Source organism: Nocardiopsis kunsanensis DSM 44524 (assembly GCF_000340965.1).
In the GTDB taxonomy this organism is placed as follows: Bacteria; Actinomycetota; Actinomycetes; order Streptosporangiales; family Streptosporangiaceae; genus Nocardiopsis; species Nocardiopsis kunsanensis.
Genome location: NZ_ANAY01000022.1, coordinates 71,548 through 95,945, shown reverse-complemented (window position 1 = coordinate 95,945; position 24,398 = coordinate 71,548). Strand labels below are relative to the sequence as shown.

Genomic DNA, 24,398 nt, shown 5'->3' with positions numbered 1-24,398 from the left:
GCATGGCCGTTGTGCCGTGCCCCGGGCCGTCCGTGCCAGGCCGCGATGGGAGCCGAACGGGTGCGTGGCGCCCAAGCCGGCGAGCCTCCGCGTTCTTCGAACGCGCCATCGCCGTGCCGACCTTTCCGGAGACCGCCCGTACACGGCCGACACGTTCCTGGAGCGGGTCGCGGCCTGGACCGCCCGCGTGGACGGGGGCGCGGACCGGCGGGGCCGCCGGAGGCCGTAGCCGGCCAGGCGGGACAAGCCCCATGCGCGACTGCCGGGTGTCCGTGGGATGCGGTGGCGAACGATGATCCGGCCACGGTGCACGACTACGAGGAGGCCCCGTTCGTGAAAACACTCCCATGAGCCGTTGGTCGTGGCCGCGCCGGCGATGCGAGTGATCGGGCTACTGCGCCACGGGAGTGCCTCTCAGAGCCGCCGGCAGGGGTTCGGCATTGATGATGTGCAGGTGGCTGACCGCGCGGGTGAGGGCCACGTAGAGGCTGTGGAGTCCACGCGGCTCCGCGGCGACGATACGGGCGGGTTCCGCGACCACGACGATATCGAACCCCACTCCCTTGGGGCCAGAGCACTCCGTACGGTTCCACCGACGACAACCCCGACCAGGCCCGAGCGATGGCCTCGGGCATCTTCGAGCTACTGGCCGAACGCGAAGAAGACCTGTCCCTCCTCCTCGACGGGCTGCTCCAGCAAGGACGGGTCGCCCACATCGACGACAACTCCTGCCCCACCATCGTCTTGGAGGACAGGGCGGGCCGCGACATCCTGATCAAGGTCTTCTGCCGTGATCGACGCAGGACGGAGAAACCACTGCCCGGCTTCCCGGACGACGATCCCCCGGTTCGGCGACCTTCGCCTGGGGGCTCCTGGAGCTGCTGAGCGAGGAGATATCGGAGCTGGACGAGGTCTTCGAGGGGGCCTGGTCCCAACAGGCCTCGCGGTGACCGCAGGCTCGGTCCTGCTCCTGCCCGACGCCACCGGGTTCGACCTGCTGTTGGCCGTGGCGGTCCAGGAGCACACGCCCGAGAGGTCAGCGTCGGTCGACACGGCCCGTGCCTCCTGGCTGGAGTACAAGCGGGAACTCGAGGAGGACTACGCCACCTGGGAAGCAGACGACGGCCAGGACTGATCGGGACCCTGTCAGCCGTCAGCCCTGGCGAGGCGTTCGCCGATGATCTTTCTCGACCTCATCGCGGGTTCCGCCTCCAGCGTGCGAGCCAAGTCGAGTCCAGGCAACAAACACTCCGAACTGAGGTTTCGCCCGCAGAGCCGCGTGGGAGCCAACCGTTTCAGAAGGTTGGCCGCCTTTCACTGGATAGCGATGTCGGCCTCCACACCCGGCCACCACCCCGTCAGGCCGGGAGCGACGCGGACGTCGAAACCCTGTCGGCTCCACGTCCGCAGGCCCGCGTACCATCGCTGTACCGCGGTGGACCATTCCGGTTCAGGAGCGTTCCACCGTGTACCAGGGGTGAGCCAGGGTCCTGTTATCCGGCCAGCCCACGCAATCGCGGCGGGGCGCCTCTCGGGACGGCCATCCGGTGTTGGCCGGTGGGAGCAAGGGCTCGATCAGGGCCCACTGGTCATCGGTCAGGTCAGAGGGGTGGGTAGGGCATCGCGGTGTGGGGGTCATGCTCGCGGCCTGCCGGTATGCCAGAACTCAGATAGCCCGGATCCTCGCCGAGACACGGATCAACGTGTGATGAGGACGTGTCGAGGCACCTGACACATCCCGGGAACATGTTAGGTTCCTCCAGGATTCTTAACATGTGGTGCGGATATGTCGAAGGAGTTGACGCGTGTCCTGGAGTCCCGACGTTCCCTTCAACGATCTGCCCCCGTTGCCGCCGGCAGGCCTCGACCTGGAGCCCAAACCCGTGCTCAAGTCGACCGTCGAAGCCCGAACAGCACTTGCGACACTCGCCCAGGCCGGCCAGCTGCTGCCGAACCCCAACATCCTGATCCACGCTGTCCCGCTGCTCGAGGCGCAAGCCAGCTCCGAGATCGAGAACATCGTGACCACGGCCGATGAACTGTTCAAGCACGCCGACTCCGGCGGGGGAGACCACGCCACCAAGGAGGCGCTGCGCTACCGGAGCGCGCTGTTCGCCGGATTCGAATCGATCAGGAACCGGCCGCTCACGTCTGCGACAGCTGTCCGAATCTGCTCCGAGTTGCAGGGCCGGGAAATGGCCATTCGTGCAGTGGCCGGCACGCGCATCGCGAACCCGACCACACGGCAGGTTGTGTACACCCCGCCCGAGGGCGCCGACCTCATTCGCGAGAAGCTCTCGGCCTGGGAGCGATTCGTTCACGCTGAAGACGATCTTGATCCGCTGGTGCGCATGGCGGTGGCCCATTACCAGTTCGAGGCGATCCACCCCTTCCACGGTGGCAACGGACGCACCGGCCGCGTCATCAACATCCTGATGCTGATCGAGGCCGGTCTACTGCGCGACCCGATCCTCTATCTCTCACGCGCCATCATCGCCCGCAAGAACGACTACTACCGACTCCTGCGAGCCGTGACAGCTGACGGCGCCTGGATCGAATGGGTCCTCTACATGCTCGACGTTGTTCGCGACTCTGCAGTGTCGACGACTCGAAAGATCGAAGCCATCCGCACGTGTCAGGAGGACATTGCCGAGCGAGCTCGCGCTGCCACTACGGGAGGACGGGACGCACAGTTCTTGGCCGTCCTGTTCGAGCAGCCCTACTGCCGCATCAACCTCGTGGCCGACCGATGCGATGTCTCGCGCCAGACTGCGTCGTCCTGGCTGCACGCACTGGTCAAGGCGGGGCTCCTCCGCGACGTCAAGGTCGGTCGAGAACGCCTCTTCGTGAACCACGAGTTCCTGGACGTGTTGACGCGCCCCGAGTGAGCTGACACATCCACGATCGGCGATCTCGATCGAGCAAGTTGTCCGCGAACGCCTGTTTGTTGAGCCCGGCGAGGAGTCTCGCTGCCCGTTGGAGGGGCAGGCGCGCGGAGGGGGCCGCCTCAGCGGTCTGCACGTACTCGGCCGCATAGGAGAACGTGGGGTCCTCGTCGGGCGCTGCGCGTTCCAGGTGGCCCACGATCTCACCTGACAGCAGGACGGCCACACGCTCAGTCAGCGTCGGTCTCCTGGCGCTGGTGTTCGGCAGGCCCCAGGAAGCCCGACGCTCTTGCGAAGCCGTCCTCAGCTCGGCGCCGACGTCGTCCGTCGAGTCCTGCCGGGTACCCGACATCCGTGCGGGTACGGCAGGGGACATCCGTGCGGGTACGGCAGGGGCCTAATCAAGACTCGGCTGCCCCGGTGCCACGTCGCGGTTCGATCGCAGGGTGGGTGTGAGGTCCAGGGCGGCGAGGAGTCGCAGCAAGGGCTCCAGTTCGACACCGCGGTGTCCGGCCTCGACGCGGGCCAGCCAGGAGCGGGCGACACCCACCCGGTCGGCCAGGGCCGCCTGACTGAAACCCTGAGAGAGCCGCGTCTCGCGGACCAGAGCGCCCAGTTTGGACCACCCCGTCAGGGCGAACTCTTCCGGCATCGCGTGCTCTCCGTCCTCGTTCGAGAACATTGTAAGCATGTCCTCGAACAGGGACAGTAGAACCGACAGACAATGGACACCTTCAGGTGGGCCGATGAGCATGCGGGGTACGCCCACACGAAACCCTGCCTGGCCCTACCCGCGAGATTTTGTGGTTCGCATGCGACAAGACCAACGCAGCGGCGCAAGCCCATCCGACGTCCACCGTCTGACGCCGGTCATGGGACCCGAACCGGCCCCCATGGCCTGAGGGAGCTCAATGCCCGCAGAAGCCTCGGGAGCCGCCCTGGAGAGAGATTCTGGCGGCGTGGCGCATACGTGGATTTGTACAGCGAGGAGGCGCCACCACATGGACTCTGACCTGCGATTATTCATCGCATCATCCGATGACTACGGATCAGAAGGTTGGGGGTTCGAGTCCTCCCGAGTGCGCCACCTTGAGACAGTGGAGAGAGAACCGGTCCCGGACACCACACGGGCCCGGTTCTCTTTTTTGTGCGCGCCGACCCGCCGGGTCGGAAACCAGCGCGTGACGGGAGGGAACCCGTACCCCCTCCCGTGCGCACGGCCATCACTCCGCCTCGATGACCAGGGGCCCTTCCGAGGATCCGGTGTCCTCGATCTCGACACTGTCGAGCCCGGTTCCTTCCGGGACATCGACCACGACGGTCCCCGAGACCTCGTTCCCGGGGTTGATCTGTTCCAGGAACAGCGAGTCGTCCGTGAGCGTCGTGCTGGACGAATGGCGGTTCCCGTCCTCTCCTACGAGGTAGACACCCGACTCGTCGAAGTACGTCGCCTCATCACCGATGTTCTCGACCGTGAGCGCAATGAGTTTGAATTCGCCCTGGGCCTCCTCCATGGAGAATTCGTCACCGTGGGTGGAGGAGGTGTCGATGTTGTCCACCATGGCCTCCCACTGCCCGATCGTTCCGGGTTCTCCCATGCCGACCGTCTCGTCGGCCTCACCGGCACCGCCGTCCGTCCCCTCCCCGGACTCCGTCCCGGAGGTCCCTTCGGTTCCTCCCGAGAGCACCGCGACCGTACAACCGATGCCGAGCAGGAGCACGATCAGGGCGGACACACCGCAGCCCAGCAGCACCCACGGCCAGGCCTTCCTCTCCTGCGGCGGCTGCCGACCCCATCCCTGAGGCGGGTACGGCCCGCCCTGTTGCGGTTCCTGGCCGCTCGGATCCTGTGGGTACACAGGGCACCACTCCCGGCAAGAACCCGCCCCCGGTAACGCCCCGCACTTCCACCTCAAGTCTCTCTCCCCTGTACCGGAGGAGGGGGAAATACGGGGCAAGGGCTCGTTGAAATACCGTCTCGGCTCGACCGAGCCATGGGCACTCTCCAACGGTCGCCTGCGTGGGCGGTGTCCTCCAGCGGCTCAGAACAGCCGCTCGGGCCGGCGTGCCAGGAGATGGAGGTCCCCGCCGACGGCGGGGACCTCGCGCACCGACTCGAACCCCTGGTCCTGGTAGTAGCGCGCCAGTTCGGGGCCGAAACAGCTGAGCCGGACCCAGTCGCGTTCCTGGCGGGCGGCCTGGTCGACGGCCCAACGGGAGATGGTGGTGCCCGGACGCAGTCCCCGGTACTCGGGGTGCGTGACCGTGGAGAAGAGGTAGAGGGCGTCGTCCGCACGTTCTTCGGCGGTCCACCCTTCTGACGTGCCGCGGTCGAGCACCGTCGTGCAGCCGACGATCTCCTCCGCCGTGGAAGAGGTCCCGGGGTCGGTGCACAGCAGCCACATGAAACCGTGCTCGGCCTGGCCGGCGAGGTCGTCGGCGTCCTCCCGCAGGGAAGGCAGCCCGCGGTCCTCCAGCCAGGAGCAGCGCGCGCGGATCATGTCGGCCACGGCGGGGATGTCGGCGGCGGTCGCCTTGCGCATGCGGAACATGTCCTGCTCTCCAGGCGGTCTCCCTGGGGGCGGGAAGGTGCCGCCGTGTGTGGTCGTGCGCCTCACACCCGTTGGTTCCCGGGATCCGGGGGTTCATTCCCCGTGCCCTGTCGGCGCTTGACCCTCACGCGACGTGAAGCCCGACGCTGTTCCCATTCCATGCAGATGCTCATCGGGCGCACCTACGTCGAAGACCCGGGGTTCCGGAAGAACCACAAAGCCCTGGCACCGGGCCTGGAACAGTGGATGCACGAGGTGATCGACGCCAACGCCCGCCGTCACGGCGTCGATCCGGCCACCGCCACCTGGGCATGATCGTCCCCACCGACCCCACTGCGAAGGAGCCGCTCCATGGACGCCCCGAAGCGGTCCACACCCCCCGTATCCCCGCGCCGGACATCCCCGGCTGCCACGCGCGATCATCCTGTGCCTGCTCGCGAGTGTGCTGCTCGGTGCGCTCACGGAGTGGCCGGTCTGTGCCTGCGTCGCGGTCGCGGTGCCCGCGAGCGTTCTGCTGTCCGGGCTCGTGACCGGGTCTCTGCGGGGCGGCCGGCCCGCGGAACCCGGGACCTGAGCTTCACTCCGAACGCAGACCGTCCGGCCGCATCACTACGATTTCCACCGGCGCCGCACCTCGACACCGATCCGGTCCCGACCTCGTCGAATTCGTGTGCGACAGCACCCCGCCAAGCAGGGTCGGCTCACGCCGACCGTGCACGCCCCGGTCCGGGAGGCAGCGGCATTCTCCTCTCCCTACCCCGGCTACGCACTCTTCTTCGCCTGGAACCACGCCGAGGAGATCATGGCCAAGGAGCAGGGGTTCCGTGAGGCCGGGGCCAGTGGATCCTCTGCGTCCCCGGCGTCAGAACCGTGTGACCCGGCCGAAGGCAAGGGATCGTGTCAGATGTGGGATCGCCTCGACCACTCCCCTCCGGCAGCGGATCGGCGGGGCTCTTCAACGCGACGGTCACGGGCTTCGCGATCGCAACCGCGTGAGAGGTCGATGGTCTCGACATCCTGCGCGAGCAGGGACGGGGCTCTGCCTCGGACTTCGCCGCCCGGCACAACCTCCACCTTTTCGACCACGTCGCCCAGAACGAGCAGGGGTGGACCGACCACGTACACACCCGGGTACGACCACGTCGACCCCTCGGGCGACCTGCTCACCGACTGCACGGGCTTCTGCGGGCTGCTCGTCAACCAGTCCCTCGGCCTGGAGTTCGAGTCCTTCCAGAAGCTACTACCCAAAAACCGCACCGTCGTCCTGCGCGTCCTGCGGGAGGGACGTCAACGGCAGTGGCCCCTGTACCACCACCGCTATGAACACGGGTCGGCAGCGACCCGCATCGACCCGTCCGACGTCCAGCAGGAGTTCAAGAACCTCCGGGCGGGATCGAGGAGTCGGCGTCCCACCTCCCGGGCGGCCGCGAGCATCCGGGAACCTCCGTGAGTGAGCACTGCCCCTTCCCCGGCCCACGGCGCTGCAGCCATGGCGGCGGAAGAGTTCCATTCCTTCATGAGCTGCCCCTACGTCGGCATCGCAGTGGCGACATCGGCGACCCTGGCGGGATCCCGCTGATCTCTCCCGTGCACGGGGGTCAACTCTCCTCCTGGCCCCCGGCCTCGTTCCGGTCGTCAGCGGAGTCCCCGGCACCGGACCGTCCGGGTTCCGCCGAATCGTTCTCCTGCGTGACCGTCCCGGGCTGAACCGGGTGGGCCCTCTCCGGTCCGTGCCGGTCTCCCCCGGAGACTTCACCGGCCTCTTCCTGTTCGGAAGTGCCCTCCTGCGGGGCGGGTTCGGCAGCCGTGCCGGCGCTCTCGGGCTCTCGTTCGCCGGTCCTGCGGATCCGCCGCTCACGCCGGCTCTGTTTGGTCTCCTCCAGCATCATGTAGAGGGTCGGGACCACGATGAGCGTCAGCAGGGTCGAGCTCGCCAGACCGCCGATGACCACGATCGACAGGGCCTGGGCGATGAACACGCTCCCGCTGCCCACTCCGATGGCCATCGGGACCAGAGCACCCATCGTCGCCAGAGAGGTCATGAGGATCGGCCGCAGCCTGTGTCGCGTCCCCTCGACGACTGCCTCGGCCAGCGGCGTCCCCCCGGACCGATACTGGTTGATGAGGTCGATGAGCATGATCGCGTTGGTGACCACGATGCCGACCAGCATGAGCATCCCGATACCTGCGGACATACTCATCGCGGTGTCGGTCACGACCAGGCCGACCACGGAACCGGTCACTGACAGCGGCACGGACACCATGAGGATCAGCGGCTGGGCCAGGCTCCGGAGTGTGGCGACCATGATGACGAACACGATGGCGATCGAGGCGAGCAGTACGATCCCCAGGTCGCTCCGGGCCTCCTCCTGCGTCTCCGCATCACCCACGACCGTGTAGGAGACGCCGTCGGGCAGTCCGAGGTCCTCCATCTCGGCGGTCACCTCGTCCGAGATGAGCGGAAGGTCCATCGTGGAGCCCTCGACCCCCACCAGCGCACTGCGCTCGCCCTCGGTATGTGTCACGGCGGCCGGGCGCTCGACCTGTTCGACGTCGGCCACCTCCTCCAGGCGGACCGTGCCGCGTTCGCCCTCCAGTTCGAGGTCGCGCAGTTCGTCGAGGTCGGCAGGCGCGTCGCCCAGATCGATCATGATGTCGCGCTCGGTCCCGCCGAGCATGATTCGGCCCAGGTTCATACCGTTCATGGCGCTCTCGATGGACCAGGAGAGCTGTTCGTCGTCGAAGCCGTTCTCGGCGGCGCGCGCGGGGATGGGCGTCACGTCGATACCCGGGACGACCGTGTCCAACTCGTTGGTCACGTCGCCGGCGTTGTCGACGTCCTCCATCATATCGGCGACGTCGGCGGCGGCCTCCTCCAGGTCGTCGGCGTCGTCGGAGCGCAGTTCCACCTCGACCTGGTTGCCGCTGGACTCACCCGACTGGAACATGGTCCCGACCGTCAGGGTCCCCGCGTCGTCCAGACCGTCCAACTGCTCCTGGACGTCGCTACGTACCTCGGTCACGTCGCTCTCGGGGTCGACGGTCACCCAGAAATTGGCGGAGTGGGATTCGGTGGTGGCGCCGTCGCTGCCGACCGTGGCCTCGTAGGAGTCGACGCCGTTGACGTCGGCGAGCAGCTCTTCGACCTCCCGCGCGGCCTCGTCCGTGACTTCCAGGGCTGTACCGGGCGGGAGTTCCTGCTGGATGCTGAGCTGGTTCTGTCCGCTGTCCTCCAGGAAGACGAACCGCAGCCCCGTGGCCAGGACGATACTGGCGATGAAGAGCACGAACGCCGTGGTGAGGATGCCCCAACGGCGCCAGGTCCGCCATCCGCCGTTCCCGCGGTGGACCGCTCCCTTGATGAGGGGCAGGTAGGCGCGCTGGATCCAGCTCTTGCGTTCACGCTCCTGAGCCTGCCGGACGGCTTCCTCACGCTCCTCCTCGGGCACGGCTTCGTCCTTGAGGAACCAGTGGGCCAGGAGCGGGACGACGGTGAAGGCGACGACGAGGGAGGACAACAGAGCCACCGACATCGCGATACCGAACGGCTGGAAGAGCAGTCCCAGCTCGCCCCCGATGAACGCCAGTGGCAGGAACACCGCCGCCGTGGCCAGCGTCGAGGAGGTGACCGCGCCGGCCACCTCTCTCACTGCCGTGACGATGGAGCGCAACCGTTCCCCGCCGTAGGACAGATGTCGCTTGATATTCTCCAGGACCACGATGGAGTCGTCCACCACGCGACCGATCGCCGCCGTGAGCCCGGCGAGGGTGAGGATGTTGAGCGTGTTCCCGGTCAACCAGAGCACGACGAGGCCGGCCAGCAGGGAGAGGGGGATCGAGACCAGGGTGACCAGAGTCGTGCGCACAGACATCAGGAACAGCATGATGAGTGCGATGACGGCGACCAGACCGATGAGGCCCTCGTTCACGAGGCCGTCGATGGAGTCCTCGATGAAGGGCGCTGTCTCGACGGTGGCGAACAGCTCGCCTTCGGACCCGAGGTCCTCGGACAGGGCCGGCAGAGCCGAGTGCACCTGCTGAGAGACCTCGATGATGTTGGCGGCCCGCTCCTTGTACACGGTCAGGCTGACCGCGTCGGAGCCGTTGCCCCGGGTGTAGGACTCCTCCTCCTGCACAGCCCACTCGACGTCGGCCACGGTGTCGAGCCGCACGGTGTCGACAGAGGCGTCCGGGTCCGCGGGATCGGGTTCGGGGAGCATGTGGAGGGCCTCCAGGTCCTCCAGGGTGGCGTTGTCGCTGCCGACCGTGATCGCCAGGGTCTGCTCGTCCACCGTGAGGTCGCCTCCGGGCCGCAGGAGCCCGCTGCCCTCCAGCACGGAGGTGATGCTCTCCATACTCAGACCGCGATCCTCGAGCTCGTCCTCGTCCGGCGTGATCTCGATGTATTGGCTCTGATCGCCCCAGACGTCCACCTGGCGGACGCCCCCGATCTCCTCCAGGGCCGGTACGACGTGCTCGTCGAGGTTGGACGAGAGCGTCCCGGCGCTCTCGTCGGCGCCGGCGGACAAGGTGAGTACGAAGTCGTCGTCCTCACCGCCCCCCTGGTCCATGACCTCGACCTCGGTGTTCTCCGGGGTATTGGCCTGGGCCTCGTTGACGCGCTGCCGGACACCGTCGATCGACTGCTCGGCGTCGGCGTCCACCTCGAAGTCGGCCTCGATGACCGTCAGGCCCTGGGTGGAGGTGGAGGCGAGCTCGTCCAGACCGTCCAGTGACTCCAGGCTCGACTCGATCGGCTCTGCGATCTCCTGGCCCATCACCTCGGGTGAAGCTCCGGGGTAGGAGGCGTAGATGTGTGCGCTGGGCGGGTCCAGCGAAGGGAACAGCTCGACCTTCATCGCACTGATGGAAATGAACCCGAAAACAACGACAACGATACTGAGCAGGACCACCAGGATGCGGTTCACGATACTGAATCGGGTGAGCCCTACCATGGCTTTCTCCATCTACTTCGCGGCGAATGGATCAACATGATCCGTGCTTCCTCCTTGTTTCCTCGTGGGTTGCCCGGGGTGATATCTCTGGTTCCGAGCACCGTTCGGGAAGTTCGTGCTCCCTACTTGTCCGACCGGTTCGGGTCGAGCCGGTCGGACACGATCAGGACCGTCACCGCCAGGGCAGCGATGAACAAGTTCGCGTAGAGCTCGTAACCCTCCAGGAAGGGGATTCCAGGGATAACGAAACGGTTGAAGAAATTCAGGACCTGACTCAGGAAAGGCTGGACGAACAAATGGTCGATGGCTCCGCTGACACCCATGACCGCGACCACGAAAGCTACTGTCTGAATTGCTTTGATCATGACTCGACGCTATCGGTGGCGCCGCTTCGGCGAATCGCTCGTGGGTGCCGGCCCATCAGCTCATGGTCGCTCTCCGAGCGACCGTGGCGGCACGAAAGTACGAGAGCCCCGGACGCCCTCACGACTTTCGTACCGGTCCGTCCGACAGTCGATGGTCAGAGGGGGCTGTCCCGGGTAGTTTGAATGCGATGAAGCACACCGACAGCACGGATCCGCCCCGTCGCACCCCCAGGGACTGGGTCGTCGACACAGGGCTGTTCATCGCTGCCGCCGCGTACGGTGTGCTGGTCTCCGGGCTCCGGGTGGAGGATCCCCACACCGCCAGCACCATCCCCGTCTGGCTGTTCAACCTCGACCAGGCCGTCGGACTGCTTGCCTGCATCGCGCTGTGGTTCCGCCGCCGATGGCCGCTCGGCCTGGCGCTGGTCCTCATCGGGCTCTCGGTCTACCTGGAGATGGTCGTCGGAGCCATGCTGGTGGCGATGTTCACCGTCGGCACACGCCGCACGCCCCAGATCTGCCTGACCCTGCTCTGTTGCGGTGTCGTCGCCTCTTTCACCCACTCTCTCCTGCGCCCGGAGCTCCGCATCGGTTACTCCGTGGCCGAGACCGTCTTCCAGAATGCGATCCTGCTGGCCGCCACAGTCGGCTGGGGCCTGTACCTGCAGCACCGCAGGCAGCTCGTGGTATCGCTACGCGAGCGCGCTGAGCAGGCCGAGGCCGAGACGCGTCGTAGTGCCGAACTGGCCAAGCGCCAGTCCAGGGACGAGATGGCCCGCGAGATCCACGACATTCTGGGCCACCGCCTGTCCCTGCTCAGCCTGCACGCCGGTGCACTGTCCTACCGGCCGGACATGCCCCGCGAGGACCTGGTCAGCGCCACGACGGTGCTCCGTGAAGGCGCCCATCAGGCTCTCCAGGACCTGCGCGAGGTCGTCGGTGTCCTACGTGCACCGGTCAGCGAGCTGCCTCAGCCCACGCTGGAGGACCTGCCCGTCCTGATCGAGGAGACTCGCCAGGCCGGGATACCGGTGTCCCTGGAGACCGACATCCCGCAGGCCCCGCCGGACCGGGTGGCACGCGCCGCCTACCGGATCACCCAGGAAGCACTGACCAATGCACGCAAGCACGCGCCCGGCACCGAGGTGTTTGTGGCGGTGTCCGGTTCACCCGAGGAAGGACTGAGCGTCGACGTGACCAACACGCCCCCTGATCGCACAACGGCCGGGGAAGCACCCCAGAGCTCGAAGCAGGGCCTCTTGGGCCTCTCCGAGCGTGTGTCGCTGCTGCGCGGCCACCTGGAGCACGGCCCGACGGACGAGGGGGGCTGGCGCGTGAGCGCACGGCTGCCGTGGTCGCCATGAACAGCACCACGCCTGAGACGATCCAGGTCCTCATCGTGGACGACGATCCCCTTGTGCGTTCCGGGTTGCGCATCATGCTCGGCGGCGCACCGGACCTGTTGATGGTGGCGGAGGCCGCTGACGGCAGCGAGGTCCTCGATCAGATCGATCTGCACGAACCCGACATCGTACTCATGGACATCCGGATGCGCCGGCTCGACGGCCTCGCCGCGACCCGGGCTCTGCGGGCCCGGCCCGACCCGCCTCAGGTCATCGTGCTCACCACATTCGACGCCGACCACTACGTCCTGGGCGCACTGAGGGCAGGGGCCGCGGGGTTCCTGCTCAAGGACACCCCTCCCGAGGAGATCGTCACCGCGGTCCGGCAAGCCGCCCGCGGCCTGCCGGTCCTGTCTCCGGAGGTGACGCGGCGCCTGATCGCGCGCGTCACCGAACCCGAGGAGGACGAGCGCCGGACGGATGCGCTCGACCGGCTGGCCGGGCTCAGCGAGCGCGAGCAGGAGGTCGCACTCGCCGTGGCCCGGGGGCTGTCGAACGCCGAGATCGCCCAGCGGCTCCACTTCAGTGTGTCCACGGTCAAGACGCACACCTCCCGCCTCCTTGCCGCACTGGGCTTCAACAACCGCGTCCAGATCGCGATCCTCGTCCACGAAGCCGGCCTTCTGGAGGACTGAAGCGCAGTCGGTCTCCCTCCTCTGCACCACGGCCCTGCCACGGTCCTTACTCCGAACGCAGGCCGTCCGGGCGCATCGTGCGCAGCAGTACGGGCAGCGTGAGCAGGGTCGTCAGGGCGATCGCGCCGGCGCCCGCAGCCGTGATGGCCACGATCTCGGCGGTGTCGAAGGCCAGCGGCAGGTCCACCGCGTGCAGCAGGACCGCGCCCAGCGCGGTACCGAACACGAACGCGATCGCGGTACCGAGCGCCACCGGTACCGTCGTCTGCCACAGCACCGCTCCCACGAGGGTCGTGCGCCGTGTCCCGAACGCGGTGAGCACGGCGTGGACCCTGCGGCGTTCCCTGATCTGTTCGACCGTCCCGACCGTCACCCCTGCCACGACCATGGCCAGGCAGGCGATCGCACCCGCGAGCAGCATGAGCTTCATGGTGTCGAGTGCGGTGTGGTCGGCGTGGGCGGGGGTCGGCTCAACGAGTGCGGTGGGGTCGGTCTCGGCGGCGGCAGCCAGGATCTGTTCGCGGGCCTCGGGGGTCTTCTCGTTCACGCGGACGAGGACGACCCGCCGCATCTCCTCGACGGCCTCGGCCCCCGCCGCGGCCTCGGGTGTGATCAGGAGGCTGTTCTCGCCGTAGCGCGTCCCGGCCACGCCGGACGGCAGCTCCGTGTATTCGGGGATCGTCCAGGTCGAGGGGGGCTCGGTACTCGTCACCCCGGTCACATCCCCCGGTTCTACTTCGGTTTCCCGGGTGGCGAAGGCGTCTCCGGGCGCACAGTGGGGCAGATCGGCGATCCGTGCCAGTGCAGCACAGTCGGCGATATGCACCTGTGTACCGCCGTTGTCACCGGCCGTCGCATACATCCGGCGGACGACGACGGCCTCGTCGATCGCCGGTTCGCTCTCGAAGAGGGTCACGGGGTCCTCCACCCGGGGTTCCCTACGCAGATCCACCCGCTGATAGGGGTCGTCGTCCGTGCGCGCCCCGACGGACAGGGCCCCCTGTTCGGGAGCGCCGTCACGGTCGTGTGCCTCGGCCCCGTTCAACAGGGTCATGAGCGCGATCGCTCCCGCCACGGTCACGACGATCCCGTTCACGGCTCTGGTCGGCCCGTCCCCATCGGCGGCCAGCCGCCGTCCGGCTATCTGGAGGGAGAGCGGGACCGACGGCAGCACCCGCACGGTCCTGTCGAGCAGCCACGGGAGCACGGCCGTGGTTCCGAAGAGCACAGCGAGAAGGCCGGTCGCGACCAGCACCGTCCAGTTGACCGCTCCGGTCACGAGCATGTAAGGGCCGAGACCGGCGTAGAGCAGGACGGCCCCGAGCGCCGGCAGGAGGAGCCGCCACCACGAGCGGGGCCGACGGCGCTCGGTACGGCGCACCACACCCAGGGGTTCCGCGGCCGCACCGCGCACGGCGACCAGTATCACCCAGAGAGCGAGCAGGGGAACGACGAACACCACCAGGGCGGCCAGGGCCGGCGAGGGCACCACGTCGGAAGCGAACACCCCGTCGTCGATGGGGACCGTCTCGACGATCGGCCGCCCCACGACGAAGAACCCTGCCCCGAGCAACATCCCGAGCAGCACACCGGCCAGGCTCTCCCCGGCGGCGATCCTCCGTGTGGCCGCGCGGTCGGCGCCCACGAGCCGCACGGCCGCCAACCTGCGGTCCCGTGCCTGGCCACCGAAACGTACGGCGGCGCTGAGGAAGACCACCACGGGGGTGACCATCACGACGGTGCCGACCAGGCCCAGGAGCAGAATGACGGGATCGTCCGGGCGGTAGGGCTCGCCGTCGACGAATGCGTCCATCCGAACGGTGTCGGCTCTGTCGGCCTCCATGTCCTCCTGGCCGAGGTAATAGACGAGCTCGTGGGGCCCGCTCAGACCTTCTTCCCCGATCTGGCCCGTCACCGGGTGGTCGAGCCGACGTCGGAGGAGGTCGTTGTCCGGATCGGCGAGGCGTTCGGCCAGGGCCGGGGAGACCACCATCTCTCCGGGGTCGGGAAAACCCGCGACACCGGGCGGCAGGGGGGCCTGGTCCCCCTCGGGTTCGATCACCCAGCCCGTCACCGGTGTGCCCCGGTGGTCGGCGTTGGCCAGAGCGGAGCCGAGCAACACGGTCTCCTCACCGGGCGGGGGTGGCGGGTGCTCGGCGTTCCTGAAGAAGGAGAGGCCGCTGGAACGCTCCCCGGCCTCGTCCAGAATCGTCGGCAACGACGCAGCCAGAAGCAGCATCGCCGTTGCGGTCCCCACGCCGACAGCGGTCAACAGCGTACGCGCAGCGCTCTCCCTGCCCCCGGACACGGAAAGGCGGGCCCCGATCATCAACTCGTTCCACCACGACGACCGGGAGCGCGCACTCCCTTCGTGCGGCGGGGTGTCCCGGAAGCTCTTCACCGGCCGCCCCCGATCTCGGGGGTGCGTCCGTCGCGGACGACGACCTCTCGGTCGGAGTAGGCGGCCACACGCGGCTCGTGTGTCACCAGCAGTACGGAGGCCCCGCTCTCGCGTGCGGTGTCGGTGAGCAGGCGCAGCACCTTCTCACCGTTGAGCGAGTCGAGGGATCCGGTGGGTTCGTCAGCGAAGATCACGCGGGGCCGGGTGACGAGCGCTCGTGCCGCGGCGACCCTCTGTCCTTGTCCACCGGAGCACTCCCCCGGGCGTTTGCGTGCCACATCGCCCACGTCCAGGCGTTCCATCAACCGGGCGGCCTCGCGTTCGGCCGTGCGCCTCCGTCGGCCGTTCAACCGGAGCGGGAGCGCGACGTTCTCCAGGCAGGAGAGTTCCGGTACGAGCTGCCCGAACTGGAAGAGGAAGCCGAACTCGGTGCGGCGTAGCGCGCTGAGCCTGGCGTCGGGGGCGCGGGCGAGGTCGGTCCCTGCGTAGTCGACCCGTCCGGCGTCCGGTCGGACCACACCGGCGAGGCAGTGCAGGAAGGTCGATTTCCCGGAGCCGGAGGGCCCCATGAGCGCGACGATCTCGCCCTCTTCCATGCTCAAGGATGCCGTGCTCAGAGCCTGTGTGAGTCCGAAGGACTTTCTGAGCCCGTACGCCGCGAGCAGGGGCGTCCGCTGCTCCGGGGTGGCGGGGTCCGTACTGGGTGTGGGCCGTGTCATCGGTCGCGGACCTCCCCGGAGAGCTCGTCGAGGCGTGCGGCGGTGAGGTCGAGCCAGCGCAGGTCGGCCTCGAGATGGAAGAGCGCGTGGTCGCAGATCAGCTGGTCCCCGAGGTCGCCGTCAGCCTTGCGACGGGTGAGTGCGCGCATCTGCTGCAGGTGTTCGGCCCGCTGCACGTCGAGGATCTCCTCGGCGGGACGGCCGGTGAGCAGGGCGAGCACGACCTTGGTGTAGAGGGTGCTCTGGAGATAGGGCTCGGGGCTCTCAGGGCGGCCGAGCCATTGTTCGACATCGGTGACGCCGGCGTCGGTGACGGCGTAGCGCTTGCGTTCGGGACCGCTGCCGGTTTCGGTGGCGGCGACCTCGACGAGTCCGTTCTTGAGGAGCCGGGACAGGGTCGCGTACACCTGTCCATAGGCGAGCGGGCTCTTGGTGGCGAAATGTTCGTCGTAGGCGCGTTTGAGGTCGTAACCGTGTTGGGGTCGGGTCTCGAGCAGCCCCAGGAAAGCGGGTCCCAGTGAAGACATACCTTCGACTATACATGGTGAGTATACTCGCCGTGCATAGCAGTGTGGGGCCCTCCTCCACGCACGACGGAGGGCGCCGGACCGTGCCCGGCGCCCTCCGTCCCGGATACCCGTCCGGCGGCGGGGGAAGTGGGTCAGGTGACCGGTTCGGCCGAGGGCCGGCCTCGGCCGTCGTCGTCCCGTGCCGGGGTGTCCTCGGCGGCAACGGCCTCCGGTGCGCCGTCCTCGGAGACGGTGATCCCCGGGCCCTCGGCCTCGGGGTCGCCCTCCTCTGCGGGGGCGTGCCCCTCCGTGGTGTCCGCGGCGACCGCTGCGGTGTAGCGCTCGTGGCCGTCCAGCCAGCGCACGAGGGAGACCGCGACCAGGGCCAGGACGGCGATCAGCGGGAACGCCGTCACGACCGACAAGGTCTGCAGTGCGTCCGTACCGCCGGCCGACATCACCGAGACCGACACCGTGGCCAGGACCAGCGCCCACAGCACACGGTTGGCGCGGGTCGGCTCGACCTCGTTGGGCAGGTCCTTCGAGGTGGCCGAACCCATGATGTAGGAGGACGAGTCCAGGGTCGTGGCCAGGAAGAGCAGCAACAGCACCAGGAACAGCGCCGTGACGAGGCCGCTGAGCGGGAACGCCTCGAGCGTCACGAAGATCGCCTGCACGCCGCCCTCCGTCTCGAGGGTGTCGGCGATGGGCGCGGTCCCGTCCAGTTCGAAGGCCATGCCGGAATTGCCGAGCAGCGCGAAAGCCAGCCAGCAGCCGAGGCTGCCGAACCCGCACATGCCGATGATGATCTGGCGGACGGTGCGCCCCTTGGAGATCTTCGCGCAGAACATGCCGACGAACGGCCCGTAGGAGATCCACCAACCCCAGTAGAAGACCGTCCAGGTCTCCTCGAAGCCGGAACCGCCGACCGGGTCCATGTAGGTGCTCATGCGCACGATGTTCTGCGCGAGCATGCCGACACTGTTGGTGAAGGTGTCCAGAATGAACACCGCGGGGCCCAGCACGAGGACGAGCAGCCCCAGGGCGGTGGCCAGGTACAGGTTGAGGTTGGCCAACCGTTTGAGGCCGCGGTGCAGGCCGAAGAAGACGCTGAGGCCGAACAACAGGGTCCACAGGCCGATGACCACCGTGTTCAGTCCGGCTGTCGCCTCGATGCCGAACATGCGGGACGCACCCTCGGAGATCGCGGGCACGGCCAGGCCCAGCGAGGTACCGGCAGCGCCGATCATGCCGAGCACGAAGAGGACGTCGATGAGGCTTCCCACCCAGCCGTCGACACGGTCGCCGAGTACGCCGCGACAGGCCTCGCTGAGCCGCAGCCGACGCACCTTGCGCACGTGGTAGGCGTAGGCGAGCGCCAGGGAGGGGACGCAGAAGACCGCCCAGGCGGTCAGTCCCCAGTGGAAGAGAGGGTAGGTCGCGGACCATTCCGCGGCCTCGGTACTGCGGGGTTCGAGCCCGTAGGGCGGGTCGGTGTAGTAGTGCGCCCATTCGCTGATGCCCCAGTACATGAGGCCACCGCCGATGGCGGCGGTGAAGAGCATGGCCAGCCATGTGGGTGTGGAGAACTCGGGGCGGTCCTCCGGTTCGCCCATCTTGATGTGGCCGAAGCGGCTGAAGGCGAGCCAGAGCAGCAGCCCGGCCAGGCCCAGGACGAACCAGATGTAGACCCAACCGAAGCCCGACTCGAGCTGTGACAGCACACTCCCGAGTAGGCGTTCACCCGTTTCGGGGGCGATCACGAACGGTGCGGTGAAGCCGATCACGAGGACCAGTGAGGGCCAGAAAACTTTGGGGTCGATGTTCCAACGGATGATTCAAGTCACCTCCGACGACGGGAGCACAACTTCACCAGTGCTACTTGCTTGCGACTGACTAATCAACCAGTCAGCAAGCGCATCGTTGCGATCCTGAACACTCGAACAACCCCCGACCATGGAGCGATATCCCCTAACCACAGGGGGTTTCATCGACAGGACACCGCCACGACAGCGACCTGAATAACGAATCAACATACGACTTCACGTTGCGATAATCGCTATGGCGCTGCTACGTTCTCTGCCGTGAACGGCGAAGCAACCGACGATGTGCGCGACAGGGCCCGGGAGGCGATCCACCGGTCGGGGTTCTCCCAGCGGGAGTTCGCGGACCGGCTCGACATCGACCCCACCAAGCTGTCCAAGTCACTGACGGGCAGGCGGCGGTTCGCCCCGGAGGAACTGGCGGGCATCGCCACCGAGGCCGGGGTGACCGTGAACTGGCTGCTCAACGGCGACGACGACGCCGTCACCGTCGCGGCGGCCCCACGGGACTCCGCGGTGGCTCCCCCACCGGAGGGCCCGGTCGGCCGCCCTCTGGCGGCCAAGGAACACAACCGAAGACTGCAGATCATCGAAGCCGCGTGGACCCTCATCGCCGAGCACGGTTTCCACTCGGTACGAGTGGCCCACGTGGCACGGGCGTGCGGGACCTCCAACGCGGCCGTCCACTACCACTTCCCCACCCTGAACCACCTGCTCGAGGACGCACTGCGCCACTCGGTCAAACAGGCTTTCGACCGACAGGTCGCCGGGCTGCACGAGATCGAGGACATCCACGAACGCCTGCTCAACCTGATCGAACTCCAGCTCCCGAACTCCGAGAGGCTGCGGCTGGAGTGGTCGATCTGGATGCAGGTGTGGACCTCGGCGGCGCTCGACCCGAACATGCGTGAGATCCACGCCGACTCCTACCGGCGTTGGCACGAGACCATCGCACGCACCCTCTCCGAGGGACACGAACGCGGGGTCTTCGCCGGCTTCGACGTCGAGGAGATGACCAGGAGGCTGACCGCACTCATCGACGGCATGGGCATCCAGGTCATGACCGGTATGCCCGGCCGTTCCGTCGACCACATGCGACGCACTCTCCACGAGCTCATCGAACGCGACGTCCTGAAGAGCGTGTAGCACCCCTGCAGAACCGGAACCCGGCGGCGATCCCGACCGGGTGCGATCCTCGACGCCGCAGAGAAAGGCGAGACCCGTCGTGAGCGACACCATGAACAACAACGTCATCCTCACAACGGCCCTGACCGGGGCCGGTGACACCGTGGGCCGCAGCGAACACGTGCCGGTGACCCCCGCGCAGATCGCCGCTTCGGCGGTCGAGGCGGCCGAGGCCGGGGCGAGCGTGGTGCACATCCACGTGCGCGACCCCGAGACGGGCGCGCCCTCGCGCGACAACGCCCTCTACCGCGAGGTCGTCGACCGCATCCGCCAGACCGGCGTCGACGTGGTCATCAACCTGACCGCGGGCATGGGCGGCGACCTGGTCATCGGCCAGGAGGACCCGCTGAAGTTCGAGGAGGGCACCGACCTGGTCAACGGGCTCGACCGCCTCCCGCACGTCGAGCAGATCCTGCCCGACATCTGCACCCTCGACTGCGGCAGCATCAACTTCGGCGACGGCAGCAACGTCTACATCTCCACCCCGGACATGCTCCGTGCCGGCGCGAAGCGGATCCAGGAACTGGGTGTGCGCCCCGAGCTGGAGATCTTCGACACCGGCCAGCTCTGGTTCGCCAAGCAGATGCACGCCGAGGGCCTCATCGACGACCCCTCACTGTTCCAGCTGTGCACCGGTATCCCCTACGGCGCCCCGTCCGACCCGGCGGTGCTGCAGTCGATGGTGAACATGCTCCCGGGAGGCGCACAGTGGGCCAGCTTCTCCATCGGCCGCAAGCAGATGCCGTGGGTGGCGCAATCGGTGCTCATGGGCGGCCACGCCCGTGTGGGCCTGGAGGACAACCTCTACCTGCGCAAGGGCGTGAAGGCCACGAACGGCCAACTCACGGAGAAGGCCGTGAACCTCATCGAGCAGCTCGGCGCCCGTGTGGCCACCCCGGGCGAGGCGCGCAAGCAGCTGAACCTGCGCAGCCTGAACGCCTGAGACGACCGAAGCACCGAGAGAGGCCTGACATGACACACGCCAAGACCTCACCCGAGTCCGTGCGCACGGTCGCCTGCATCGGCGCCGGGGTGATCGGCGGGGGCTGGGTCGCCCACTTCCTGGGTCGCGGTTACCAGGTGGTGGCCTGGGACCCCGCCCCCGGCGCCGAGGAGAAACTGCGCTCACTGGTGGCCTCCGCCTGGCCGGCGTTGGAGAGGCTCGGCCTGGCAGAGGGCGCGTCCATGGACCACCTGCGTGTGGCCCCCACGTTGGCCGAGGCGGTCGCCGAAGCCGACTTCGTCCAGGAGAGCGCGCCCGAGCGCCTGGACCTCAAGACGGACCTGCTGGCGGAGATCGACGCGGCCCTTCCCGACGGTGTCGTGGTGGGCTCCTCCACGTCCGGATACAGCATGTCCGAAATGCAGGCGAAGGCGGCCGACCCGAGCCGTCTGGTGGTCGGGCACCCCTTCAACCCGCCCTACCTCATGCCGCTGGTCGAGGTCGTGGGCGGTGAGAAGAGCGCACAGTGGGCCGTGGACTGGGCTTCGGAGTTCTACCGTCTGGCCGGTAAGTCCGTGATCACCATGGACCGGGAACTGCCCGGGTTCATCGGCAACCGGATCCAGGAGGCCGCCTGGCGCGAGGCCCTGCACATGGTCGCCGAGGGCGAGGCGACCGTGGCGCAGATCGACCGGGCCATGACCGACGGGCCGGGGCTGCGCTGGGCCTTCCACGGTCCGTGCACCACCTTCCACCTGGCCGGAGGTGAAGGAGGGATGGCGCACATGCTCGACCATTTCGGCCCGTCCCTCGAGGCGCCGTGGACCCGTCTGGAGGCACCAGAGCTCACCACGGAGCTGCGGGACCGGATGGTCGCGGGCACCGACGAGGTCGTGGACGGCCGTTCCACGGCGGAGCTCATCGCCCAGCGTGACCGCCGCATGATCGCGATCATGCGGGCGCTGGAGGAGGTCGAGCGCGAAGAAGCCGCTGAGTACCAGGGGAAGCAGGCATGAGCACGACACTGACCGAACGGGTGCGCCCGGAGTGGATCGACTACAACGGCCACCTCACCGAGGGCGGGTACGTGTTCGTGTTCGGTCACGCCACGGACGCGCTCATGGACCACGTGGGGCTGGGCCCCGAGTACCGCAAGAGTTCCGGCTGCTCGCTGTACACGGTGGAGGCTCACGTGCGTTACCTCGACGAGGTGCGTGAGGACGTCGAGCTGCAGGTCCTGACCCGGGTCGTGGGCGCGGGCAGTAAGAAACTGCGGCTGTGCCACGAGATGCGGGTGGACGGTGCGCTGGTGGCCACCGAGGAGATCATGGCGCTGCACGTCGACCAGCAGCAGGGTCGCGCGGTCGCGTTCCCCAAGGATGTGGCCGCCTCGCTCGCCGCCGAGGTGGAAGAGGTCCCCGACTACGCAGGCCGTGCCATCTCGGGCTGAGGCCGCTCGTGCCGTCGCGGCCGGTCAGCCCGCGAAGAACCGGCCGTCGGTCTCGTGGCGCAAGGCGCGCCAGGCGGCGATCCAGCGTTGGCACACGGGCTCGTTCGCACCGACACAGGCGGTGACGAAGGCGAGCAGCATGACGTAGCGGGGCAGGTGGTCGCTCTCGAGCGCCCCACGGAAAGCGCGGGCGCTCACCGTGCCCCCGCTACGGTATTCGAGCTCCTGGTAGGAGAGGCCCCCGATCCGGGTGAGGAAGCTCCGCATCGTCCGCGTGAACTCCGCGGGGGTGCGTGCGTGCAAGGGATCGGGGCAGGTCCCGGCGGACAGGGAACGGTTCGGCCCTGTCGGTTCGAGGACGCCCGTGGCGGACAAGAGAAAGCTCCCTTCACGAAACTACTCCGGGTTTCGGCGGCGCTTCCGACCGTGTTCCGGCGGGTGCGCTGGGGCGAGAGGCTCGCCTGGAGCGGGGTGGACCGAACGAGATGAAGAAGATCCCCGACTGTTCGTCTTGAGAGAAATCTACCGGACGATACCGACCCGCGAAAGCTTAAGCCTCTCTGTACGCGGGAACCCGGCCCCGCAAGGGGAGGGAAAGCATGAGTAATTCATGTTCGGCGTCGGCCCCGATCACCCTGTGAGGGTGCGACTACCGGGAGAAATGCCCGAGGGACCGCGATCCGCCCCCGCTGTTTCCGTAGGACGGGTCTTCTGCGGATCGCGTTGTCAGGCAGCGATAAATCGCTGACCGGAATAGGGTTTTCAACTTCGACCGAAATCTGGGGTCCAGGTCAGAACGGTCGCGTCGTCGCTACTCTTGCCCCGCGGGAAACCGTCTCCGTCCGGATCGGCCGTTTCCAAAGCCCTGACCTGCTCGATCAGTGCGAGTGGTCCGTGGTTCAACGCCAGGTCGACCGCGGAGGACCAGTCGTGGGCACCGAACACGTCGACGGCGCGTGAGGCCCCGTCGGTCATCGCCGCCCATCCCCGCACGTGCTCCAACGGTATCGACCCGACGAGGGCGGCATCGGCCGCACGCGGGTCGGCGCCGGCCGTCCAGAACCCGCCGGCGACGTTACGGCGGGCACGTACGGCGTCGCGGCGGCGGCGCTCCTCCTCGTCGCGTTCCGGGGTGTCCGCAGCGCTCCCGTAGGGAACGCGGGCCAGCTGGTCGCGCACTTGCTCCAGTCGGGTCTCGGCCAACAGGCGTACGCCCGACGGATCGGACACGACCAGCACCGAGTCCGAGAGCACCAGGTACTCCAGGTGGGCACCCACCGTCCGGGCCACGACCACGGTGGCTGAAGGGGTCTCCTGCAGGGTGAGGTCGCAGTCGTCGGCGTGCAGGGAGGATGCCGCCCCGATCGCCTCGGCCAGGGCGGTGCGCAGCGGGGCACCGGAGTCGGCTCCGGCCAGCAGCAGTCCTCCGAGCCGGCGGGTGTACCAGGCCACACCGTGCACGCACCCGTTGCCGGGTTGTGCGCTCACACCGTCGAGCACGACGGCGGTGCGGTCGGTCGCGGCCGCGAAGTCCTCGTTCGCCCGGTCTGCACGCCCGGGCCGGGTCGCAATACGGAACGGCAACGGCACTCCTCTTCCCCGAGCGGTTCCTCCGCCCGCCGGACCCATCCTCCCCGACCCCCACGCACGGCCGGGGCCGGGGGCGAGCTCGCCCCCGGCCCCGGCCGGTCCTGTGTCCGTGGGCCTGTACGGGTCAGTGCACGACGACGGTGGTGTGGACGTCCAGGTGTCCGTTGTCCCAGAGCCAGTCCATCGCGCCCAGACTCACTCGGGCACAGCCCTTGGAGGCGGGCTGGGCGGGCACACTCGGGTAACCGTGCACAGCGATTCCGCCGTTGAAGTACTTGGGCTTGTACAGCGCGCCGTAGGGGCCCGGGTCCCAGGAGTCGACCTCGCGGAAGACCTGGTAGGTGCCGGTGGGGGTGGTGGCGATGCGCTCGCTGCCGTCATCGCCCTCGTAGGTGTCACCGGAACCGGTGGAGGTGTGGATGGTCGACTGCACCTCGCCGTCGGAGACGACCAGGAGCAGCTGGTTGTCGAGGTCGATCTCCACGACCGAGCCCTCGGACGTGGTCGCCGAGGGCACCGCGCCTTCGTCGAGCGCCTCGCGGGTGTTGGGACCGACGATGCCGTCGCGGCCGATACCGGCGGCCTTCTGGAGAGCGATCACGGCGTGCTCGGTGTGCAGACCGAACTCGCCGTCGACAGCACCGACCCAGTAACCCAGTTCGGACAGGCGTTCCTGGAGCGCGGTGACCTGGGAGCCGCTGTCACCGGAACGCAGGTCCTCGGTGACGCCGGTCTCGGCCGGGGCGGCGGGTGCCGGGGCCCCTGTGCTCGGGGCCGAAACGGCCGGGGCCGACGGGGCGGCGGTGGCGGGGGCAGGGGCGGGAACCAGGGCCGTACCGACCGCGAGGACACCGGCGGTGGCCACGGCGATCAGGGCGGATCGGGCGGAGAAACTGGCGGGGATCCTTGCGGGGGGTGACACGGGGGTAGCCATATGTTCCATTGTGCCCCGAACATCGGATCCATGTCCCCCGGGGGAGAGA

The 24,398-nt window shown here is 68.0% G+C and carries 26 protein-coding genes and 1 pseudogene; 13 read left to right on the top strand and 14 right to left on the bottom strand.

Annotation, left to right across the window (positions count from 1 at the left end):
* Positions 1-391: 391 nt before the first annotated feature.
* Positions 392-541: a hypothetical protein gene (locus D456_RS26860; RefSeq protein ID WP_160166731.1), complete on the bottom strand. Its 150-nt coding sequence runs from the start codon at positions 539-541 to the stop codon at positions 392-394.
* An 80-nt stretch (positions 542-621) separates the two neighbouring features.
* Here D456_RS26860 and D456_RS0115570 point away from each other — a divergent pair, with 80 nt between their 5' ends.
* From D456_RS0115570 to D456_RS0115560, 3 genes are all read left to right on the top strand, one after another.
* The gene (locus D456_RS0115570) at positions 622-885 is read left to right on the top strand and encodes a hypothetical protein (RefSeq protein WP_017577112.1); all 264 of its coding nucleotides are present in this window, start codon (positions 622-624) and stop codon (positions 883-885) included.
* 61 nt (positions 886-946) lie between these two features.
* The gene (locus D456_RS0115565; protein ID WP_017577111.1) at positions 947-1,135 is read left to right on the top strand and encodes a hypothetical protein; all 189 of its coding nucleotides are present in this window, start codon (positions 947-949) and stop codon (positions 1,133-1,135) included.
* A gap of 670 nt (positions 1,136-1,805) precedes the next feature.
* On the top strand, positions 1,806-2,888 hold the full coding sequence (locus D456_RS0115560) for a Fic family protein (protein ID WP_017577110.1): 1,083 nt from the start codon (positions 1,806-1,808) through the stop codon (positions 2,886-2,888).
* On the opposite strand, the gene D456_RS25720 is transcribed toward D456_RS0115560, so the two are convergent.
* The 4 genes from D456_RS25720 to D456_RS0115545 all read right to left on the bottom strand — a co-directional run bounded on the left by D456_RS25720 (position 2,821) and on the right by D456_RS0115545 (position 5,437).
* Entirely contained in the window at positions 2,821-3,237 is a 417-nt protein-coding gene (locus D456_RS25720) for a HipA N-terminal domain-containing protein (RefSeq protein WP_083904603.1), read from the bottom strand. The genes D456_RS0115560 and D456_RS25720 overlap by 68 nt on opposite strands.
* Before the next feature lie 45 nt (positions 3,238-3,282).
* On the bottom strand, positions 3,283-3,567 hold the full coding sequence (locus tag D456_RS24280) for a helix-turn-helix domain-containing protein (protein WP_017577109.1): 285 nt from the start codon (positions 3,565-3,567) through the stop codon (positions 3,283-3,285).
* A gap of 541 nt (positions 3,568-4,108) precedes the next feature.
* Positions 4,109-4,639 (bottom strand): DUF4352 domain-containing protein, encoded by a 531-nt coding sequence (locus tag D456_RS0115550; protein ID WP_017577108.1) that lies wholly within the window; start codon positions 4,637-4,639, stop codon positions 4,109-4,111.
* Positions 4,640-4,927: 288 nt separating this feature from the next.
* Entirely contained in the window at positions 4,928-5,437 is a 510-nt protein-coding gene (locus D456_RS0115545) for a GNAT family N-acetyltransferase (RefSeq protein WP_017577107.1), read from the bottom strand.
* A gap of 45 nt (positions 5,438-5,482) precedes the next feature.
* On the opposite strand from D456_RS0115545, the gene D456_RS25715 reads away from it, so the two are divergent.
* From D456_RS25715 to D456_RS27780, 4 genes and pseudogenes are all read left to right on the top strand, one after another.
* On the top strand, positions 5,483-5,752 hold the full coding sequence (locus D456_RS25715; RefSeq protein WP_338036327.1) for a TipAS antibiotic-recognition domain-containing protein: 270 nt from the start codon (positions 5,483-5,485) through the stop codon (positions 5,750-5,752).
* A 332-nt stretch (positions 5,753-6,084) separates the two neighbouring features.
* Positions 6,085-6,313, top strand: a pseudogene (locus D456_RS25710) (SAM-dependent methyltransferase); the annotation flags it as partial.
* A gap of 127 nt (positions 6,314-6,440) precedes the next feature.
* A complete protein-coding gene (locus D456_RS0115535) occupies positions 6,441-6,887 on the top strand; it encodes a tryptophan 7-halogenase (protein WP_026115922.1) in 447 nt (148 codons plus the stop codon).
* Positions 6,888-7,016: a hypothetical protein gene (locus tag D456_RS27780; protein WP_275040486.1), complete on the top strand. Its 129-nt coding sequence runs from the start codon at positions 6,888-6,890 to the stop codon at positions 7,014-7,016.
* Positions 7,017-7,035: 19 nt separating this feature from the next.
* Here the strand turns inward: D456_RS27780 and D456_RS0115530 are convergent, their stop codons facing one another.
* Positions 7,036-10,392 carry an efflux RND transporter permease subunit gene (locus D456_RS0115530; RefSeq protein WP_017577105.1) on the bottom strand — a complete coding sequence of 1,119 codons (3,357 nt, stop codon included), beginning with the start codon at positions 10,390-10,392 and terminating at the stop codon, positions 7,036-7,038.
* Positions 10,393-10,514: 122 nt separating this feature from the next.
* On the bottom strand, positions 10,515-10,757 hold the full coding sequence (locus D456_RS0115525) for a hypothetical protein (RefSeq protein ID WP_239643851.1): 243 nt from the start codon (positions 10,755-10,757) through the stop codon (positions 10,515-10,517).
* A 188-nt stretch (positions 10,758-10,945) separates the two neighbouring features.
* Between D456_RS0115525 and D456_RS0115520 the strand changes: the two genes are divergently transcribed.
* Entirely contained in the window at positions 10,946-12,121 is a 1,176-nt protein-coding gene (locus D456_RS0115520) for a sensor histidine kinase (protein WP_017577103.1), read from the top strand.
* Positions 12,118-12,795 (top strand): response regulator, encoded by a 678-nt coding sequence (locus tag D456_RS0115515; protein ID WP_040699444.1) that lies wholly within the window; start codon positions 12,118-12,120, stop codon positions 12,793-12,795. Before D456_RS0115520 ends, D456_RS0115515 begins: the two co-directional genes overlap by 4 nt.
* A 46-nt stretch (positions 12,796-12,841) precedes the next feature.
* Here the strand turns inward: D456_RS0115515 and D456_RS0115510 are convergent, their stop codons facing one another.
* From D456_RS0115510 to D456_RS0115495, 4 genes are all read right to left on the bottom strand, one after another.
* On the bottom strand, positions 12,842-15,124 hold the full coding sequence (locus D456_RS0115510) for an ABC transporter permease (RefSeq protein WP_017577101.1): 2,283 nt from the start codon (positions 15,122-15,124) through the stop codon (positions 12,842-12,844).
* Positions 15,125-15,192: 68 nt separating this feature from the next.
* Complete coding sequence (locus D456_RS0115505) at positions 15,193-15,915, bottom strand: ABC transporter ATP-binding protein (RefSeq protein WP_017577100.1); 723 nt, start codon at positions 15,913-15,915, stop codon at positions 15,193-15,195.
* Positions 15,912-16,442, bottom strand: a complete 531-nt coding sequence (locus D456_RS0115500) for a PadR family transcriptional regulator (protein WP_017577099.1) — start codon at positions 16,440-16,442, stop codon at positions 15,912-15,914. Before D456_RS0115500 ends, D456_RS0115505 begins: the two co-directional genes overlap by 4 nt.
* Before the next feature lie 134 nt (positions 16,443-16,576).
* Complete coding sequence (locus D456_RS0115495) at positions 16,577-18,247, bottom strand: BCCT family transporter (RefSeq protein ID WP_275040489.1); 1,671 nt, start codon at positions 18,245-18,247, stop codon at positions 16,577-16,579.
* Positions 18,248-18,508: 261 nt separating this feature from the next.
* On the opposite strand from D456_RS0115495, the gene D456_RS0115490 reads away from it, so the two are divergent.
* The 4 genes from D456_RS0115490 to D456_RS0115475 all read left to right on the top strand — a co-directional run bounded on the left by D456_RS0115490 (position 18,509) and on the right by D456_RS0115475 (position 21,825).
* Positions 18,509-19,393, top strand: coding sequence for a TetR/AcrR family transcriptional regulator (locus D456_RS0115490; RefSeq protein WP_017577097.1), 885 nt, complete (start codon positions 18,509-18,511; stop codon positions 19,391-19,393).
* A gap of 79 nt (positions 19,394-19,472) precedes the next feature.
* Positions 19,473-20,375 carry a BKACE family enzyme gene (locus D456_RS0115485; RefSeq protein WP_017577096.1) on the top strand — a complete coding sequence of 301 codons (903 nt, stop codon included), beginning with the start codon at positions 19,473-19,475 and terminating at the stop codon, positions 20,373-20,375.
* Between the two features lie 29 nt (positions 20,376-20,404).
* Entirely contained in the window at positions 20,405-21,391 is a 987-nt protein-coding gene (locus D456_RS0115480; protein ID WP_017577095.1) for a 3-hydroxyacyl-CoA dehydrogenase NAD-binding domain-containing protein, read from the top strand.
* The gene (locus D456_RS0115475; protein WP_017577094.1) at positions 21,388-21,825 is read left to right on the top strand and encodes a thioesterase family protein; all 438 of its coding nucleotides are present in this window, start codon (positions 21,388-21,390) and stop codon (positions 21,823-21,825) included. Before D456_RS0115480 ends, D456_RS0115475 begins: the two co-directional genes overlap by 4 nt.
* Positions 21,826-21,849: 24 nt before the next feature.
* Here the strand turns inward: D456_RS0115475 and D456_RS0115470 are convergent, their stop codons facing one another.
* The 3 genes from D456_RS0115470 to D456_RS0115460 all read right to left on the bottom strand — a co-directional run bounded on the left by D456_RS0115470 (position 21,850) and on the right by D456_RS0115460 (position 24,358).
* Positions 21,850-22,200, bottom strand: a complete 351-nt coding sequence (locus D456_RS0115470) for a hypothetical protein (protein WP_017577093.1) — start codon at positions 22,198-22,200, stop codon at positions 21,850-21,852.
* Positions 22,201-22,587: 387 nt separating this feature from the next.
* Positions 22,588-23,409: a hypothetical protein gene (locus tag D456_RS0115465; protein WP_026115921.1), complete on the bottom strand. Its 822-nt coding sequence runs from the start codon at positions 23,407-23,409 to the stop codon at positions 22,588-22,590.
* A 130-nt stretch (positions 23,410-23,539) separates the two neighbouring features.
* Entirely contained in the window at positions 23,540-24,358 is an 819-nt protein-coding gene (locus tag D456_RS0115460; RefSeq protein WP_026115920.1) for a L,D-transpeptidase family protein, read from the bottom strand.
* Positions 24,359-24,398 lie beyond the last annotated feature (40 nt).

Coding starts and splice junctions, on each gene's coding strand:
- D456_RS0115570 (WP_017577112.1), top strand. CDS start 622: ATGGCCTCGGGCATCTTCGAGCTACTGGCCGAACGCGAAGAAGACCTG.
- D456_RS25720 (WP_083904603.1), bottom strand. CDS start 3,237: ATGTCGGGTACCCGGCAGGACTCGACGGACGACGTCGGCGCCGAGCTG.
- D456_RS0115460 (WP_026115920.1), bottom strand. CDS start 24,358: ATGGAACATATGGCTACCCCCGTGTCACCCCCCGCAAGGATCCCCGCC.
- D456_RS0115535 (WP_026115922.1), top strand. CDS start 6,441: ATGGTCTCGACATCCTGCGCGAGCAGGGACGGGGCTCTGCCTCGGACT.
- D456_RS0115525 (WP_239643851.1), bottom strand. CDS start 10,757: ATGATCAAAGCAATTCAGACAGTAGCTTTCGTGGTCGCGGTCATGGGT.
- D456_RS0115510 (WP_017577101.1), bottom strand. CDS start 15,124: ATGATCGGGGCCCGCCTTTCCGTGTCCGGGGGCAGGGAGAGCGCTGCG.
- D456_RS0115515 (WP_040699444.1), top strand. CDS start 12,118: ATGAACAGCACCACGCCTGAGACGATCCAGGTCCTCATCGTGGACGAC.
- D456_RS24280 (WP_017577109.1), bottom strand. CDS start 3,567: ATGTTCTCGAACGAGGACGGAGAGCACGCGATGCCGGAAGAGTTCGCC.
- D456_RS0115505 (WP_017577100.1), bottom strand. CDS start 15,915: ATGACACGGCCCACACCCAGTACGGACCCCGCCACCCCGGAGCAGCGG.
- D456_RS0115480 (WP_017577095.1), top strand. CDS start 20,405: ATGACACACGCCAAGACCTCACCCGAGTCCGTGCGCACGGTCGCCTGC.
- D456_RS0115545 (WP_017577107.1), bottom strand. CDS start 5,437: ATGTTCCGCATGCGCAAGGCGACCGCCGCCGACATCCCCGCCGTGGCC.
- D456_RS0115475 (WP_017577094.1), top strand. CDS start 21,388: ATGAGCACGACACTGACCGAACGGGTGCGCCCGGAGTGGATCGACTAC.
- D456_RS0115520 (WP_017577103.1), top strand. CDS start 10,946: ATGAAGCACACCGACAGCACGGATCCGCCCCGTCGCACCCCCAGGGAC.
- D456_RS0115500 (WP_017577099.1), bottom strand. CDS start 16,442: ATGTCTTCACTGGGACCCGCTTTCCTGGGGCTGCTCGAGACCCGACCC.
- D456_RS0115530 (WP_017577105.1), bottom strand. CDS start 10,392: ATGGTAGGGCTCACCCGATTCAGTATCGTGAACCGCATCCTGGTGGTC.